Consider the following 18,601-nt stretch of genomic DNA (forward strand, 5'->3'; position numbering starts at 1 on the left):
TTACATAAAAGAGGTGCATCAAATGAACGGATTTATTCCATTATGGAAGCCAAAAGGGATGACTTCACACGATTGTGTTATGAAACTACGAGGAGTCTTAAGGACCAAAAAGATTGGTCACACTGGTACGTTAGACCCTGAAGTTGAAGGTGTATTGCCGATTACTGTAGGAAAGGCTACAAAATTGACGACGTTAATTACTGACCAACCCAAAACATACGTTGCTGAAGTTTCCTTAGGTAAACAAACAACGACTGAAGACCACACAGGTGAAGTAGTTGATCAGAGAGACATTCCTGAAACATTGACTATTGACCAATGTATTGATGTTTTAAACCATTTTGAAGGTACACTAACCCAAGTTCCACCTATGTATTCAGCAGTTAAAGTTAACGGAATGAAACTATATGAATATGCTCGAGATGGACTTGAAGTAGATCGCCCGAGTAGAGAAGTTACAATTTATAATATAACTAACTTAAGTCAACAGTTAAAAATACACAATCAACAAGATGTAAGATTTTCTTTTCAAGCTACTTGTTCTAGCGGGACTTATATTAGAACTCTTTGTGTTGATATTGGTAAAAGGCTAGGGTTCCCTGCACACATGTCTCACTTAGTAAGAGAAGAGGCAGGTTCATTTAAATCAAATGAGGCTGTTACATTTGAGCAATTAGAAGACGCAAAAAATGATGGAGATGTCGAAAAGTTTATTGTTAATCCATCAAAACCTTTATCTTTTTTGCCATCATATAAAGCAAATACTGATGAAATTATTCGTTTTAAGCATGGACAAGTACTACCTGTTCCCTCTAAACTAAAAGAAGTTGACTTGTTTAGAGTTGAAGATGAATTAGGACAATTAATTGCATTATATCAACAGCACCCGACTAAAGCTGGTCAAATTAAACCGTTTAAGGTATTGCAATCGTAAAGAAGGTGAATTTATGGAAGTTATCGAACTGTCATTGAGTGAAAGTAGCCATTTCCCTACATTAGATGAAGTTAGTATTGCTGTAGGTTATTTTGATGGTATACATAAAGGGCATCAAGCAGTGATACAAACGGCAATCAATCAAGCAAAGGAACTTAATATTAAATCTGGTGTTATGACATTTAGCCCACACCCTTTAACAGTTATTAAAGGAGAGCCACTATCTGATTACTTAATAACATCACTTGATGAAAAGCTCGACTTGTTTAAAAGTATGGAATTAGATTATGTAATTATTGTGACTTTTGATCGTCATTTAGCTAAACTATCACCACAATCATTTGTTGATCAGTTTTTCACTGACTTAAATGTAAAACATGTAGTAGGTGGATTTGACTTTTCTTTCGGCCATAAAGGGGCTGGGAAAATTCAAGAGATGGAAAGCTATTCAAAAGGAAGGTTTACCCATTCTGTAGTCGATCAAGTTTCTATTAAAAACGAAAAAGTTAGCTCAACCTTAATAAGGGAACAACTTTCTTTAGGTAACATTGAGTACACAGAACAACTTTTAGGTCGTCCATTTAAAATTAGATCTAAAGTTAAAGAAGGGTACAAGCGAGGTAGAGAGATTGGTTTTCCTACTGCTAATTTAGATGTTGATCCAGAACATAAAGTACCAAGAGTAGGCGTTTATGTTGTGCAAGTTGAATACGCCAATCAAACATATGGTGGAATGGCAAGTGTCGGTTACAACCCTACATTTGAAGGTGAACATGACAAGCCAATTATTGAAGTCAATGTTTTTGATTTTGACCAAGATCTATATGGTGAAGAAATTACTGTTTCATTTCTACATTACATCCGTGATGAAGAAAAATTCGACAATGTTGATACATTAGTCGATCGAATAAAACAGGATGAGGTTGAAGCAAAAAAAATCTTATCGAAATATAGATAATACTTGCATTTGGCACTTATAACGTGTATTGTATTTATTGTATGAAGCTAACCTTGTTCTTGGCATAACGTCTCTCCGCCGAATGCTAGGAAGAAGGGGATTAAAAAATTTAGGAGGTGAATAGGATGGCAATTTCACAACAACGCAAAAGCGAATTAATCAGCGAATTTAAGACTCACGAGAATGATACTGGTTCTCCAGAGGTACAGGTAGCTATCCTAACAGAACAGATTACTACTTTAAACAATCACTTACGTGAGCACAAAAATGACCACCACTCTCGTCGTGGTTTAATGAAAATGGTTGGTAGACGTCGTCATTTGTTAAACTATTTACGTAACAAAGACATTCAACGCTACCGTGAATTGATCAATCAACTTGGTCTACGTCGATAAGGTTTGTCACAAAAAGCGGGGATATCACCCGCTTTTTCTTTATCATAAGGCTTTTACAAGCATAGCGACAAGTAATAAAATGAATAATAAAAGTGTACTTGTGATTACATAAGAACAGTTTTTGGAAGGAGCAATTAAAACTATGACGAATGAAATGAAGTCATATTCGATCGATGTTGGTGGAAGACAATTAACATTTGAAATTGGAGAAGTTGCTAAACAAGCAAATGGTGCAGCGATGGTAAGGTACGGTGATACATCAGTATTAGTAGCTGCTACAGCCTCTAATGAACCTAAAGATTTACCTTTCTTCCCACTTACAATTAACTATGAAGAAAAATTATATGCTGTTGGTAAGATTCCAGGTGGTTTCATAAAGCGTGAAGGTAAACCAAGTGATAAAGCTGTTTTAACTTCTCGTTTAATTGATCGACCAATTAGACCATTATTTGCTGATGGTTTTAGAAATGAAGTACAAGTAATGAGTACTGTAATGAGTGTTGATCAAGATTGTTCTTCGGAAATGGCCGCTATGACCGGTTCTTCCCTCGCACTATGCATCTCAGATATCCCATTTGATGGACCGATTGCTGGTGTTAATGTAGGTCGTGTAAATGGAGAGTTTGTTATTAACCCTACAATTGAACAAATGAAAGAAAGTGACATCGAATTAACGGTAGCTGGAACGAAAGATGCAATCAACATGGTTGAGGCAGGCGCAGAAGAAGTTCCAGAAGATATTATGTTAGAAGCGATTATGTTTGGACATGAAGAGATTAAACGTTTAGTAGCATTCCAAGAAGAGATTATGGCAGAAGTAGGTAAAGAGAAAATGGAAGTGACATTATTCACTCCAGAAGAAGACATTGCTTCAGAAGTAGAAAAATTAGCAAAAGACAAGCTAGTTTCTGCAATTAAAACAGAAGAAAAATCAGCTCGTGAAGAAGCAATTGACGCTGTAAAGAAAGAAATTATAGAACAATATGAAGAAGCAGAAGCAGAAAGTGACGTAATCGGACAAGTTAAAGCGGTGTTAGATTCGATTGTAAAAGAAGAAGTACGTCGTTTAATTACTGTAGATAAAATTCGCCCTGATGGTCGTAAAGTAGATCAAGTTCGTCTATTAACTTCTCGTACAGAAGTTTTACCGAGAACACATGGATCTGCAATGTTCACTCGTGGACAAACACAAGCTTTAAGTGTATGTACTCTTGGGCCTTTAGGTGATGTGCAAATTCTAGATGGTTTAGACCTTGAGGAAGAAAAACGTTTTATGCACCATTATAACTTCCCACAGTATAGTGTAGGTGAAACAGGTCCTGTCCGTGGACCAGGTAGACGTGAAATTGGCCACGGAGCATTAGGTGAACGTGCCTTAGACCCTGTCATTCCAGATGATAGTGATTTCCCTTATACTATTAGAGTTGTTTCTGAAATTTTAGAATCTAACGGTTCTACTTCACAAGCTAGTATTTGTGCAGGAACAATGGCGATGATGGATGCTGGTGTACCACTTAAGAGACCAGTTGCAGGTATTGCAATGGGATTAGTTAAGTCTGGTGAGAACTATACGGTACTAACTGATATTCAAGGTATGGAAGATGCTTTAGGTGACATGGACTTTAAAGTCGCTGGTACAAGCGAAGGTGTTACAGCGCTACAAATGGACATTAAAGTTGACGGTTTATCAAAAGAAATTTTAGAAGAAGCTTTAACTCAAGCGAAAAAAGGACGCATGGAAATTTTAGATCATATGGTTGAGACAATTCCACAACCACGTGAAGAACTTTCTGAATACGCACCTAAAATCGAAAAAATTACTATTAAACCAGATAAAATTCGTGATGTTATTGGGCCAAGCGGCAAACAGATTAATAAAATCATCGAAGAAACAGATGTTAAAATCGACATTGAACAAGATGGTCGCATTTTCATTTCATCTCCAGATCGTACTAAGATTAACCATGCAAAACAAATCATTGAAGATTTAGTGCGCGAGGTTGAGGTTGGTAAGATTTATTTAGGTAAAGTTAAACGCGTAGAAAAGTTCGGAGCATTCGTAGAACTATTCAGCGGTAAAGATGGACTTGTTCATATTAGTGAACTTGATGAACAACACATCAAAAATGTAACTGACGTAGCAGATGTCGGTGATGAGATGTTAGTTAAAGTTAAAGAAATTGACCAACAAGGTCGAGTTAACTTATCACGTAAAGCAGCATTAAAAGAGCAAGAATCTGAACAATCCATGTAGTTGGAAACATAAGATAGAGCTGGTGTTTACCAGTTCTTTTTTATGTCATCATATTTATAGATTTGTCTTACCGGAACCGTTGGTATCAGGTGATCCGCTCTCGGTGGACGCTTTTATCCATAGGGCACAAGGTCAACATCTGCTCAAACTCCCCAAGGTCGTTTATCGCAGGGTTTTCTATGCAGGGGCACGGCTTCAGCTAACTGGGGAAAGAAATACGCTTTCCCCAGTGGATCTTCAGCTCGTGCTGTCCCCATGGCCTGGATGGTCTAATGTCGGCGTTGGACACAGGACGTGGCCGCTTTTAGCCGACCTGGCGTCGCCGCCTTTCGCTCGTCACATCCTGATCTTTAAGATGGGGTCGAACATCCCATTCAAAACAAAAAAATACACTCATTCGCCATCTCTTGTTATCCTAAAGTCGGCTAAAACACTAGCAAAAAGAGAGGCGATATGAGTACAACAACATTTTATCACAGAGGGTATTAATAGTATCAATAAGGTGTTGAAACGTATATCATATGATATTAAATCATTTGAAAGATAACGTCGAAAGGTTTTATGGCACTAATTGATGCTACAATGATTAAATAAAGCATCTATTACAGAATAAAGATCATAAAAAACACTTTTTTGTTAGGTAAGGTGTATTAAGCGGAATCAAAATGCGTAGACTCCAGCGGGAACAGCACGAGTCTCGAGACCCCACAGGCCCCGTTCTTTGGGCCGAGGAGGCTCGAGCCGTGCCCGCGGAAAGCGAAGCATTTTGATGGAGCGATGATCAATATATTTATTAAATTTATACACCACCACATTTGAAATAGAACCGAAATAATTAATAGTTAATGGGAGAGATTAATACAGTGTTACAAAGATACGAACTCAACAACGGCTTAAAAGTGGTTGAGGAGCAAATGGACGGGGTTCGTTCTGTTTCGATCGGAATATGGATTTTGACTGGATCACGCAATGAACCCGAAAATATTAATGGTATTTCACATTTGATTGAACATATGCTTTTCAAAGGAACTGACAAAAGGTCTCCAAAAGATATAGCTGAAGCTTTCGATAAAATTGGTGGACAGGTCAATGCATTTACTTCAAAAGAGTACACTTGTCTTTATGCAAGAGTTATGGACCAACATGCTGAAGAAGCATTGGAAGTGCTGTCTGATATGATTTTAAATTCTAATTTTGATGAAGAAGAGCTTGAAAGAGAAAAGAAAGTCGTATTAGAAGAGATACTAATGACAGAAGATGATCCAGATGACATCATTCATGACTATTTACATGAGATAAGTTTTGAAGGACACTCATTGTCACAATCAATTTTAGGTAGTCGTGAAGCGTTAAATAATTTATATAGGTCAGATATTTTAAATTACATGGAGCGATATTACACATCTGAACGTATGGTCGTTTCAATAGCAGGCAACGTACCAAATAACTTTCGTGACAAAGTGTCTACACACTTAGGGGATGTTAGGTCGAATGATCAGCTTGAAGACAGCATGAAAACAATATTCACCCCAGGAAATATAGAAAAAACTGACGATACAAGTCAATCCCACTTGTGTATCGGTTATAATGGCTATCCTATTGGAACGGATGAAGTATTAACTGTCTCTGTCTTAAACAACGTACTAGGCGGTAGTATGAGCTCTAGGATGTTCCAGCAAGTTAGAGAAGAAAAAGGTTTGTCTTATGCTATATTTTCATTTCACAACCCATTCCGCGATAACGGAATACTAACAATTTATAGTGCAACAGCACCTGATCAACTTGAAGAAATGGAAGCTATTATTAATAGTATTATAGATGATATTAAAGTGAATGGCATTACTGATCAAGAATTGACAAATACAATTCAGCAATTAAAAGGACAACTAGTATTAGGGTTAGAAAATCCAAGTAGTCGAATGAATCGTAACGGTCGTAATGAGCTATTACAGCAGCCTCATTTAACACTTGATGAGTTGATTACTAAACTAGAAAAAGTAACACATGCTGACCTTAAGAAAATTGCTAATGAAATGTTTAATTCTAAGCCAGCACGTGCATTGATTTCACCTGAGAGCATATAATGGTATAAACCCTCCTGGAAAGGTAGATGTTTATGCGTTATAGAGACTTATCAGGAAAAGAATTAATTGATGCGGACCGTGGAGAAAGATTAGGTGTGTTAGGACATACCGACTTAGAAATTAACGAAACAACTGGGCAAATTGAGCGAATCGTGATCCAAGATTACTCAATGTTAGGTTTTAAAAAGGGAGAATCCACTGCTACTATTAAATGGTCAGATATTGAAGTTATTGGTGACGATATGATTGTCATTAAACGAACCAACTTTTAAAACCATATGAAACCGAAAAACTTTATTGAAATTATACGTATAACTGGCTTTCCTTAAAATTTGGAAAGTCAGTTTTCACTTTTCCTAGACGTTTACATAGTATATATTGGATTGAATGATAATGGGCAGGTGATGAGATGTTAACAGGAAAGTCAGTGTTAATTGTAGGTGGCGACGCCAGGTACATTGAGTTAATTAAACAATTGTCTTTATTTGATGCTAGTGTCTATGCTATTGGGTTTGATGAAGCGGAAGATCAGTTAGAAAATGTTATTTTAACGACTGAAGATCGTTTAGTGAAAGATCAAATCGACGCAATCATCTTACCGATTACTGGGTTAGATCAGGATGGTTATGCAGATACTCATTTTAGTGATTCTTCTATACAGCTAACCGAAGAACAATTAAATGAATTTCCCGACCACTGTTTAATGTTTACTGGGATTATGACACCATACTTAAGACAATTAAGTAGCTTTCAAAACCGCATTGTCGCATTGATGGACCGAGATGATGTTGCAATCTATAACTCAATTCCAACAGTTGAAGGTGCCATCATGCTAGCGATTCAACATACAGACTTTACTATTCATAATTCTAACGTAACTATTTTAGGATTTGGAAGAGTTGGGAAGACGTTAGTTAGACCTTTTCAAGGGTTAGGTGCAAATGTGTCAGTATACGCACGAAAGAATGATGATTTAGCGAGAGTGTTTGAGTCACATGCTAAACCATTAGAAGAGACTGACCTTGTCGATTCAGTAAAGGACTGTAACATATTAATTAACACAGTCCCAGATTTAATCGTAACGCCCAAAATTATAAGTGCACTACCAGTGGACTGTTTAATTATCGATTTAGCGTCAAAACCAGGTGGGGTAGATTTTCGTTATGCTAAAAAGCGTGGCGTCAATGCTATGCTCGCACCTAGTTTGCCAGGGATGGTCGCACCGAAAACAGCTGGTAAGATTTTAGCCCATGTCATTCAAACCGTTATGCATGATCATGAATAACGGAAGGAGTTCGGTTTGATTGGATTTAAAAGGTAAAAGAATAGGATTCGGGTTAACAGGTTCACATTGTACGTATGATGAGACATTTCCAATTTTGCAAGATTTAGTTGATCGCGGTGCTGAAGTTGTACCGATAGTATCTTATACAGTTCAGACTACTGACACAAAGTTCGGCGAGGCTGAACAACATATTGCTAGAATTAAAGAGATCACGCAAAAGCCACTAGTAAACACAATCCCTTTAGCAGAACCGCTAGGACCTAAAGAGCCATTAGATTGTATGGTTATTGCACCAATGACGGGTGCTTCATTAAGCAAGTTTGCTAATGCATTAACAGATAGCCCTGTCTTAATGGCTGCTAAAGCAACGTTAAGAAATCGTAAACCAGTTGTTTTGGCAATTTCTACAAACGATGCGTTAGGATTAAATGCTGCAAATATTGCTAAACTTTTAGCTGCTAAACATGTTTACTTTGTACCATATGGGCAAGATGATCCAGTAAAGAAACCTACGTCTTTAGTAGCACATATGTCACTGCTACCAAACACAGTTGAAAAAGCGCTTGACGGTGAGCAACTGCAGCCAATGTTAAGAGAATATTAACAAAGGTGTTAATAATATAAAAATATGATAGACTGTTAATAGAAAATTTATATACGTAGTTATGGAGGGAATAAAAGTGGAAGCAAAAAGCAGATACAATGTAGCAGTTGTAGGAGCAACAGGTGCAGTAGGTGAAAAAATAATTGAGATGTTAGAACAGGTCGAGTTCCCAATTGATGAACTACGTCCGTTAGCATCAAAGCGTTCAGTCGGAAAAACGGTTGAATACAAAAGTGGAGAAGTGACTATTCAAGAAGCTGCTCCAGAAGCATTTGAAGGAATTGATATTGCGTTATTTTCAGCAGGAGGGTCAGTATCTAAACAGTTAGCACAAGAAGCTGTAGACCGTGGAGCTGTTGTTATTGATAACACAAGTGCATTCCGTATGCATGAAGATGTTCCATTAGTTGTTCCTGAAGTGAACAAAGAGGACATTAAAGATCACAAAGGAATTATTGCTAACCCTAACTGCTCAACTATTCAAATGGTAGCGGCATTAGAGCCAGTCCGTGAAAAATATGGTTTAAACCGTATCATTGTTTCAACTTATCAGTCTGTTTCAGGATCAGGTAATGATGCAATTGAAGAGCTTAAGCATCAAACACGTGCGATGTTAGATGGTGAAACAGTTCATACAGAAATCATGCCAGTGAAATCTGAGCCAAAGCACTTCCCAATCGCGTTTAATGCGTTGCCTCAGATCGATACATTTGAAGATAACCACTATACATTTGAAGAAATGAAGATGGTTAACGAAACAAAGAAAATTATGAGTCTTCCTGACTTAAATGTAGCTGCAACATGCGTGCGTTTGCCGTTTTTCTATTCACACGCTGAGAGCATCTATGTCGAAATTGATGATGAGAGCATTTCAGTTCCTCAATTACAAGGTGCTATTAAAGACGCACCTGGTGTTGTATTAGAAGATGATATTGTAAACCAAGGATACCCAACACCACTATCAGCAGAAGGCAAATTAGATATCTTTGTCGGTCGTGTAAGAAAAGACTTAGACGTACCAAACGGATTCCACTTATGGGTTGTAGCAGACAACGTACTAAAAGGTGCTGCTTGGAATTCAGTACAAATCGCTCAAGCATTAATCGAAATAAACTCTGAAGCATAAGTTGAGGTGCAAAGATGAAAACGTTAGTGCAAAAGTTTGGTGGGACCTCTGTTCGTGATGAAGCGATCAGAGGTCGTGCAATTCAACATATAAAGGATGCAATTGATGAAGGGTATCGAGTCGTCGTAGTCGTTTCTGCAATGGGGCGCAAAGGTGAACCATATGCAACGGACTCTTTACTAGATTTAATAGATTATCCTGAAACAGATGTAACAAAACGTGAAGTTGATTTATTAATGTCATGTGGGGAAACGATTTCGTCTGTCGTTTTTACCCATGAGTTGAAACAACAAGGTGTAACGGCTACTGCGCTAACAGGGTCGCGTGCTGGTATATTAACAACTAGTGATTATACAGACTCTAGAATTAATAAAGTCGATCCAACAGAAATTCATAAGTACTTAAAAAGCAATGATGTTGTCGTCGTAGCTGGTTTCCAAGGCCAAGATGAGGGTGGTAATGTTACAACACTTGGTCGTGGTGGTTCTGATACATCTGCTGTTGCACTTGGAGCCGCGATGGACTCTGAATATGTTGACATTTTTACAGATGTAGATGGAATTAAAACTGCGGACCCACGACTTGTTGAAAATGCTAAAACTTTACAAGTAATGACATATAATGAAATTGTTCATTTAGCATACCAAGGCTCTAAAGTAATTCACCCTAGAGCTGTTGAAATTGCAATGCAAGAAAAGATTCCGATTCGAGTACGTTCAACATACTCGAATGATGCCGGTACTTTAGTAACTGCAAAGAAAGACCAAACAGTCGACCAAGGCTTTAAAGATCGACTTGTTACTGGTATTGCACACGTTTCTGGCATTACACAAGTTAAAGTATATACTAAAGAAGATTCAATTCGTTTGCATAATGACGTATTAACTAAATTAGCAACAGAACAAATCTCAGTTGACTTTTTCAATATTACAACAGATGGTATAACATTCACTGTCCCTACACACAAACTAAAGACTACTACTTCTATAATAGAAGCGTTAAATTATGATTATAAAATTGTTGAAAAATGCGCAAAAGTTTCAACAGTAGGTGCTGGAATCCAAGGGGTTCCAGGTGTTGCTTCTCGTGTCGTATCAGCATTATCAAAATTTAACATCCAAATATTACAGTCGGCAGATAGCCATACTACTATATGGGTGTTAGTAAAAGAACAAGACCTTGAAAATGCGGTTAACGCATTACACCAAGAGTTTCTCGAAGATCGTTAATTTGTGGAAGGGGTTTTGACAGTGGATTTTGGGAATGTTTTAACTGCGATGGTTACGCCCTTTGACGATGAAGGACGTTTAGATTTAAACAAAACTGAGAAGTTAGTTGAGTATTTAATTGCAAACGGATCTGAAGGTTTAGTATTAGGTGGCACAACAGGTGAATCACCGACGTTATCAAGCGAGGAAAAAATACAACTTTTTACTGCTGTAAAAGAAATGGTTAACAATCGGGTACCGGTTCTTGCTGGTACCGGTAGTAATCATACAGAGGCAGCGGTAGAGTTGACTAAGCAAGCTACTAAAACAGGTGTCGATGGCATTATGTTAGTCACACCGTATTACAATAAACCGAATGAACAAGGTTTATACTTACATTTTAAATCAATTGCTGAAAGTACATCTTTACCAGTCATGCTTTATAATGTGCCAGGTCGATCAGTAGTTAACATGTCTGTTGATACGACAGTCGAGTTATCAAAAATCTCCAATATAGTATCAACGAAAGATGCTAGTGGCGATTTAGATATGATGAGCGAAATTATTGAAAGAACGGATGATTCTTTCAGTTTATATGTTGGTGATGACAGTATGACATTACCTTCGTTAGCTGTAGGCTCTAAAGGTGTTGTTTCCGTTTCAGCGCATGTTATAGGAAATGAAATGAAACAAATGGTTGATGCCTTTCGCTTAGGGCATACGAGTCAAGCGGCACAAATTCATCGAAAGATCTTACCAAAGATGAAAGCGTGCTTTATGGCCCCTTCACCAGCACCTGTAAAAGCAGCGCTAAATTACTATGGTATTGATGTCGGTTCAGTTCGCCTGCCTTTAGTTGATTTATCATTAGAAGAATTTAATACATTAAAATCGGTATTAGATCAATAATATATTTGTCTAAGTAAACTGGTCTCATTTTATTATGAGACCAGTTTTTTACTTTTTGATATGCATGACTAACAACAAAATGCGAACAATACGAACTAAAGGTAGGTGTTAGAAATGAATCAAGATCAACCAAATAACGATGAGAAAAAACAGGAAGGTCAAAGCCAAGATTCATTAATGGAAAAAATTAAGCAGCTCGGTTCAACAAATGTCCCACAAGCACCTGATTCTAATATCCATGTGCTTCCGATTATTGGACAAGTTGAAGGACACCTTCAATTACCCGCTAAAAATAAGACGACAAAATACGAACACCTTATTCCACAGATAATCGCGATTGAACAAAACCCTAAAATTGAAGGTGTTATTATTTTGTTAAATACAGTGGGTGGAGACGTAGAAGCAGGTTTGGCAATTTCAGAAATGATCTCGTCTCTGTCTAAACCATCTGTATCACTTGTATTAGGTGGCGGACATTCTATTGGTGTTCCAATTGCTGTATCAGCAAATCATTCTTTCATTACAGAAACTGCTACAATGACGATTCATCCAATTCGTTTAACTGGACTAGTCGTTGGTGTACCACAAACATTTGAATACCTAGATAAAATGCAAGATCGTGTTATTAATTTCGTAACGCACCACTCGAATATCGAGGAGGAACAGTTTAAGGACTTAATGTTTGCTAAAGGGAATTTAACTCGTGATATCGGTACAAACGTTGTTGGTCAAGACGCTGTTGATTATGGCTTAATTGATTCGATTGGTGGCGTTAAAGAAGCGATGGTCAAACTTAATGAGTTAATTGGAAAAACTAATGATGACCAGGTGGTTCAATGATTATATATACGCCATTACTCGAACAAGAAATTTTTGAAGATGAAGAGCAACATGAGAGCTTCCATTGGTTAAATGTTAATCATGCAACAGTTAAATTAAGAAGAGATGTTGAAAACAATAGTTTTGAAATTGTTCATATGTCATCAACTAACCCATCAGATTATTTACAAAAACACTTACAACCTGGTTCAATTTATTACTTATAATCATCCAAAATGAGGTAACTCTGTGATATAATGAACGTTAGAAGCAGCCGATTATTAGGCTGCTTCACTCATTTTTGAGGTGATGAAGATGGCAAAGAAAAAACGTAAAACAAAACGCAACAAAAGAAAGCCTTTATTGAAGTTTGAATTAATAGGATTACTATTAATTTTAACTGCTATTTTCTCAAGTGGAATTACGCCGATCAGTGAAGGGGTTATTCCGAACCTATTAACGAATTTACTGCAATGGCTGTTTGGTTTTTGGTACGCTATTGCGAGTAGCTTTATGTTCGTTTTAGGACTTTATTTATTAGTGAAAAGAACATGGCCAACATTTACATCAATGAAATGGATTGGCTTCTACGTGTTAGTCGGTTCAATTATACTTTATACACATGTCCAAGCTTTTGAAGCTGTTGTTGCGACTAATTCAGATCAATCAATTTTTACATTAACGTGGGATTTCTTTGATGCTTACCAAAACGGAATTGTCACATATGAAGAAATTGGAGCTGGAATGACAGGTGCACTTTTATTTTTCTTAAGCTTTTACTTACTTTCTTCGGCAGGGGCAAAAGTATTGGCATTCTTTGGACTTATTATAGGAATTATGCTGTTATCGGAAAAATCCTTAACAGACGTGATCAACCAAGTGTATACATACTTCAAAACTAAGCTTGATTCTTGGAAGGCACAAAGATATAAGAACAAAGAAGAGAAACAAAAAGAAAAAGAAGAAAAACAAGAGCCTGAAACAGTTACTGTAGAAATTGAAGATCACGCAACACCACATGAAGAGCCTGTAATTGAAGGTTTCGACACGTATGATCATGAAACTGATTTAACAGAAGTTGAAACAAAAGAATGGACTGAAACGGTTGAGAATGAATCTGAACAACAATTTGATGAACCCGATCAACTGCCGTTAACAGAAGTTGAGAATGAAGATTATAAATTACCTTCATTAAACTTGTTAGCTAACCCTGTTAACCATTCGCAACAACAAGAGAAATCACAAATCCAATCAACTGTTAAAAAGTTAGAACAAACTTTTCATAGTTTTGGTGTAAAAGCGAAAGTAACGAAAGTTCACGTAGGACCAGCCGTTACAAAATACGAAGTTTATCCTGATGTTGGTGTAAAGGTTAGTAAAATTGTTAATTTACATGACGATTTAGCACTAGCTTTAGCTGCTAGAGACATTAGAATTGAAGCACCAATACCTGGTAAGTCAGCAATCGGTATTGAAGTGCCAAATACTGAAGTGGCGCAAGTGTCGATGAGAGAAGTTATGCAACCCATTCACCAAAGTCCATCCAAATTACTGTTTGGACTGGGGCGAGATATTGCTGGTGACGCTATTACAGCGGAGTTGAATAAAATGCCGCACATGTTAATTGCAGGTGCGACAGGTAGTGGTAAAAGTGTTTGTGTAAATGGCATTATTACAAGCATCTTACTACGTTCCAAGCCGCATGAAGTGAAAATGATGATGATCGACCCTAAAAAAGTTGAATTAAATGTTTATAATGGCATACCGCATCTTTTAGCGCCAGTTGTAACGGATCCGAAAAAGGCATCTCAAGCACTTAAAAAGATTGTTTCAGAGATGGAAAGACGGTATGAGTTATTTTCTGATACGGGTACAAGAAACATTGAAGGGTATAATGACTACATTAATAAAGTTAATGACCAAGAAGATGAGAACCACCCGCAACTACCGTACATTGTTGTTTTAATTGATGAATTAGCAGACTTAATGATGGTTGCTTCAAACGAAGTGGAAGATGCCATTACTCGCTTAGCACAGATGGCGCGAGCTGCAGGCATTCACTTAATTATCGCTACACAAAGACCATCTGTTGATGTAATTACCGGTGTCATAAAAGCAAATATTCCTTCAAGAATAGCATTTAGCGTATCATCTCAAACTGACTCTAGAACGATCTTAGACAGTGGTGGTGCCGAAAAGTTACTCGGTAAAGGTGACATGCTATTTTTACCTGTTGGTGCCTCTAAGCCAACACGTATACAAGGCGCTTTCTTATCTGATGAAGAAGTCGAATCAATCGTCGATTTCTGTATCGAACAACAAAAAGCCCAATATCAAGAAGAGATGATTCCAAGTGAATCGAATGAACAACATGAAGAAGTAGATGACGAATTATATGAAGATGCTGTCCAACTAATTGTTGAAATGCAAAGTGCGAGCGTGTCAATGTTACAACGTAAGTTTAGAATCGGTTACACAAGAGCTGCTCGTTTAATTGATGCAATGGAAGAACGAGGTATTGTTGGGCCTTATGAAGGTAGTAAACCAAGAAAAGTATTAGGACCGCCTAATCCACAACAGGAAGAACAGTCGTCATAACTTCACAATAATAATCTTATGTAAACTCAGGTTCAGTAATTTCACTGAACCTGAGTTAAATAGTATGTTTTAACGTATAGAGGTAAAATATATAATAAGAAATTCCTAAGGAGGACTGACATGCAAACGTTAATCGATCATAAAGTAGGCTATGATGACTACGAGTTACATTTAATTAATACGAAAAAATTTAAAACGAATACAATCGCTTTAAAATTCTCTCGTCCAATTGAACGTGAAGATATAACGAAGAGAGCATTAATACCTTTTGTGTTACAAAAAGGTTCTGCAAAATATCCAACTGAACGTGATTTAAGACTAGAATTAGATGAATTGTATGGTGCTAAATTTTCAATTACGAGTGCTAAAAAAGGTGAAAACCATATCATAACTTTTACGTTAGATTTAGCGAACGAGAAGTTTATTGAAGGAGAAGATGAGCTTCTTCATAAAGGGATTAGTTTTTTACATGAAATTGCTAACAACCCAAAGCTAGATGGAGACAAATTTGACTCTAATATTGTAGAAAAAGAAAAAGAAACGTTAGAAAACAAAATTAACTCCATTATTGATGAAAAAATGCAATACGCTAATATGCGCTTAATCGATGAAATGTGTAAAGATGAGAAATTCGGCATCAGGTCGCACGGATACTTAGAAGATTTTGACGATATTGATGCACAATCATTGTATGATTCGTATCAAAAGATGATCACTGAAGATCAACTAGACATTTATATCGTTGGAGACTTAGATGAAGAGCATGCTAAAAGTATTTTGGAAAGTAAGTTTCAAATCAATCGTAACCCTAATGCGAGTATAAGACGTGTTGAACCTAAAGAGCCTTCTGAAGAAAAGGATATTACTGAAGCTCAAAAAATCCAACAAGGTAAACTTCATTTAGGTTATCGAACGGGTATTACGTATCAAGACGAACAATACCCTGCACTCCAAGTGTTCAATGGCATATTTGGTGGGTTCCCACATTCAAAACTATTTTTAAATGTGCGTGAGAAACATTCATTAGCTTATTATGCCGCATCCCGATTTGAAAGCCATAAAGGACTGTTGTTTGTATTTAGTGGTATAGCTCCAGAAAAGTATGGCCAAGCGAAAGACATCATTATGGAACAACATGAAGCGATTAAAAAAGGTGAAGTCTCTGATGATGAGCTCGAACAAACGAAAAAGACGATCATTCATTCATTAAAAGAGACAATCGATCGTCCGCGCGGTATTATCAATTGGTATTATCAGCAAGTGATTGGTGGTAAAGAAATGACTAATCAAGAAATGGTCGAGGCTATACAATCAGTAACAAAAGAACAAGTGATTGCAGTAAGTAAACAAGTTCGATTAGATACCGTTTATTTCTTAACAGCAGAAGATGGAGGTGCGGAAAATGAATGAATTAAAAATTCCTCGAATAAATGAATCCATCTATCATGACCGATTAGAAAATGGATTGGACGTCTTCTTATATCCAAAAGATGAGTTAGAGAAGACTTTTGCTATATTTTCTACAAAGTATGGTTCAATTGACCAGAAGTTTATTCCATTAAATGGACAAGAAATGGTTACAGTTCCTGATGGTATTGCTCATTTTTTAGAACATAAAATGTTTGAAAAAGAAGACGGAGATGTTTTCCAACACTTTTCTGAACGTGGTGCATCAGCCAATGCTTTTACGTCATTTACACAAACAGCTTATCTGTTTTCAAGTACTTCTGATGTAAAAGAAAATGTTGAGACCTTGTTAGACTTTGTCCAAGATCCTTACTTTACAGAGGAAAGTGTCGAGAAAGAAAAAGGCATTATCGAACAAGAGATTCGTATGTACGACGATAAAGCGGACTGGCGGTTATTCTTCGGCACGTTAGGTGCTATGTTCGAAAAACATCCAGTTCATATCGACATTGCTGGTACAGTTGAATCAATTAACAAAATAACACATGAAGACTTATACACTTGCTATGAGACTTTTTATCACCCGTCTAATATGCAATTGTTTATCATTGGAAACTTTGATTTAAACGAAATCGAAACGTTAGTTCGTGATAATCAAAATAACAAATCATTTGAAGATCAAAAAGAGATCGAACGTGATTACGGAGATGAACCAGTACAAGTTCATAAACAAGAAGAAGTCATTAAAATGCCGATCAGTACACCTAAGTGTATGGTTGCTATTAAGGAAAAGCCAGAAGCATTACAACAAGATCTTCTTTTAGAGAATGACTTAGTACGAGACATCGTATTAGATTTATACTTCTCAAAAAGTGGACGTTATTTTGAAGAGTTGTATCAAGAAGGCCTAACGATCGACACGTTGCGTTTAGAATTTGTTTTAGAAGAATCATTCGGCTTCACAGCAGTAGGTGCAAATACGATGGAGCCTGAGAAGTTCAGCAAGCGTGTCAAAGAGATGTTTTTACAAATAAAAGATGAAGAAATAGATGAAAAAGAATTCGATCGTGCTAAGAAGAAAAAGTATGGCGAACTGATCCGAGAGTTTAACGACATCGAAGGCACTGCGAACAACTTTATGCAATATAATCAAATGGGCTTAGACTTTAGAGATATCTTTGAAACGCTCGAAAATTTAACTTTAGATCGTTTTAAAGACAATCTTTCTAAATGGGTTAGTGAAGAGCAAATTGCGATCTGTATGGTAGTTCCTGAAGGGGAGTAAGCGGTGAAGAACGAGGAAATTGTTCTAGTTATAGGTTCAAGTGGGGAAATTGGTAAAGCTACAGTTCAAGCTTTAGCTGAACAAAGCAATAGACGGTTTATATTACATTATAGTAAAAATAGCCATGTAATTGATGAATTGGTGGAAATATTGCATGATGATCAAGTATTAATGTCTGTACAGGCTGACTTAACTCAACCAGATGAAATCTATTCATTAATTGACCTTACCCCTTTTGATGTAGATACGATTGTGTTCGCACAAGGACAAGCTTTATCCCAAACGTTTATAAAATTAGATGAACAGACAATGGATGCTTTATACAACGTTCATGTAAAGGCTACAACGTTAATAACACAAGCCTTTCTAGCCTCTATGGTTAAAAAACAAGAAGGTAACATTGTTGTCATCTCATCTATTTGGGGTGAAGAAGGGGCGAGCTTTGAAGTATGGTATTCCATGATGAAAAGTGCTCAAATTAACTTTGTGAAGTCATTAGCTAAAGAAATGGGACCTTCTGGTATTAAAGTAAATGGCGTAACACCAGGTTTTATTAATACAAAAATGAATCAAGCTTTAACGGATGAAGAAATAGGTTATTGGATAGAAGACGTTCCACTTAGCAGGCTAGGTGAAGCAAGTGAAGTAGCCAATTGTGTTAAGTTTTTATGTTCAAGTCAATCGAGCTATGTTAACGGACATATTTTAAAAGTAAACGGTGGAATTAGTTAGCTT

Annotated in this window: 17 protein-coding genes; all 17 read left to right on the forward strand. The window is 36.8% G+C overall.

Features of this window, described 5'->3' with window-relative positions; genetic code table 11:
- The first annotated feature begins 22 nt into the window (after nt 1–22).
- Nucleotides 23–934, forward strand: coding sequence for a tRNA pseudouridine(55) synthase TruB (gene truB / locus AHA02nite_RS03685; protein WP_146814505.1), 912 nt, complete (start codon nt 23–25; stop codon nt 932–934).
- Nucleotides 935–947: 13 nt separating this feature from the next.
- Nucleotides 948–1,892, forward strand: coding sequence for a bifunctional riboflavin kinase/FAD synthetase (locus tag AHA02nite_RS03690; RefSeq protein ID WP_146814507.1), 945 nt, complete (start codon nt 948–950; stop codon nt 1,890–1,892).
- A 125-nt stretch (nt 1,893–2,017) separates the two neighbouring features.
- Entirely contained in the window at nt 2,018–2,287 is a 270-nt protein-coding gene (gene rpsO / locus AHA02nite_RS03695; protein ID WP_017186076.1) for a 30S ribosomal protein S15, read from the forward strand.
- A gap of 142 nt (nt 2,288–2,429) precedes the next feature.
- Nucleotides 2,430–4,541, forward strand: coding sequence for a polyribonucleotide nucleotidyltransferase (gene pnp, locus AHA02nite_RS03700; protein ID WP_146814508.1), 2,112 nt, complete (start codon nt 2,430–2,432; stop codon nt 4,539–4,541).
- A gap of 863 nt (nt 4,542–5,404) precedes the next feature.
- Complete coding sequence (locus AHA02nite_RS03705; protein ID WP_146814510.1) at nt 5,405–6,625, forward strand: M16 family metallopeptidase; 1,221 nt, start codon at nt 5,405–5,407, stop codon at nt 6,623–6,625.
- 32 nt (nt 6,626–6,657) lie between these two features.
- On the forward strand, nt 6,658–6,897 hold the full coding sequence (locus AHA02nite_RS03710; RefSeq protein WP_146814512.1) for a YlmC/YmxH family sporulation protein: 240 nt from the start codon (nt 6,658–6,660) through the stop codon (nt 6,895–6,897).
- 137 nt (nt 6,898–7,034) lie between these two features.
- The gene (gene dpaA / locus AHA02nite_RS03715; RefSeq protein WP_146814514.1) at nt 7,035–7,910 is read left to right on the forward strand and encodes a dipicolinic acid synthetase subunit A; all 876 of its coding nucleotides are present in this window, start codon (nt 7,035–7,037) and stop codon (nt 7,908–7,910) included.
- A gap of 19 nt (nt 7,911–7,929) precedes the next feature.
- Entirely contained in the window at nt 7,930–8,514 is a 585-nt protein-coding gene (locus AHA02nite_RS03720; RefSeq protein ID WP_017186071.1) for a dipicolinate synthase subunit B, read from the forward strand.
- A 76-nt stretch (nt 8,515–8,590) separates the two neighbouring features.
- Complete coding sequence (locus AHA02nite_RS03725; RefSeq protein ID WP_146814516.1) at nt 8,591–9,640, forward strand: aspartate-semialdehyde dehydrogenase; 1,050 nt, start codon at nt 8,591–8,593, stop codon at nt 9,638–9,640.
- Nucleotides 9,641–9,654: 14 nt separating this feature from the next.
- A complete protein-coding gene (gene dapG / locus AHA02nite_RS03730) occupies nt 9,655–10,869 on the forward strand; it encodes an aspartate kinase (protein ID WP_146814518.1) in 1,215 nt (404 codons plus the stop codon).
- A gap of 21 nt (nt 10,870–10,890) precedes the next feature.
- Nucleotides 10,891–11,757: a 4-hydroxy-tetrahydrodipicolinate synthase gene (gene dapA, locus AHA02nite_RS03735; RefSeq protein ID WP_146814520.1), complete on the forward strand. Its 867-nt coding sequence runs from the start codon at nt 10,891–10,893 to the stop codon at nt 11,755–11,757.
- A gap of 114 nt (nt 11,758–11,871) precedes the next feature.
- The gene (locus tag AHA02nite_RS03740; protein WP_146814522.1) at nt 11,872–12,597 is read left to right on the forward strand and encodes a ClpP family protease; all 726 of its coding nucleotides are present in this window, start codon (nt 11,872–11,874) and stop codon (nt 12,595–12,597) included.
- Entirely contained in the window at nt 12,594–12,803 is a 210-nt protein-coding gene (locus tag AHA02nite_RS03745; RefSeq protein WP_146814524.1) for a YlzJ-like family protein, read from the forward strand. Before AHA02nite_RS03740 ends, AHA02nite_RS03745 begins: the two co-directional genes overlap by 4 nt.
- An 88-nt stretch (nt 12,804–12,891) precedes the next feature.
- Nucleotides 12,892–15,174, forward strand: a complete 2,283-nt coding sequence (locus AHA02nite_RS03750) for a DNA translocase FtsK (RefSeq protein WP_146814526.1) — start codon at nt 12,892–12,894, stop codon at nt 15,172–15,174.
- 120 nt (nt 15,175–15,294) lie between these two features.
- A complete protein-coding gene (gene yfmF / locus AHA02nite_RS03755) occupies nt 15,295–16,584 on the forward strand; it encodes an EF-P 5-aminopentanol modification-associated protein YfmF (RefSeq protein ID WP_146814528.1) in 1,290 nt (429 codons plus the stop codon).
- A complete protein-coding gene (yfmH, locus tag AHA02nite_RS03760) occupies nt 16,577–17,866 on the forward strand; it encodes an EF-P 5-aminopentanol modification-associated protein YfmH (protein WP_146814530.1) in 1,290 nt (429 codons plus the stop codon). Before yfmF ends, yfmH begins: the two co-directional genes overlap by 8 nt.
- Nucleotides 17,867–17,869: 3 nt before the next feature.
- Nucleotides 17,870–18,598 (forward strand): elongation factor P 5-aminopentanone reductase, encoded by a 729-nt coding sequence (gene ymfI, locus AHA02nite_RS03765; protein WP_146814532.1) that lies wholly within the window; start codon nt 17,870–17,872, stop codon nt 18,596–18,598.
- Nucleotides 18,599–18,601 lie beyond the last annotated feature (3 nt).

This window comes from Alkalibacillus haloalkaliphilus (genome assembly GCF_007991275.1).
Classification (GTDB): domain Bacteria; phylum Bacillota; class Bacilli; order Bacillales; family Alkalibacillaceae; genus Alkalibacillus; species Alkalibacillus haloalkaliphilus.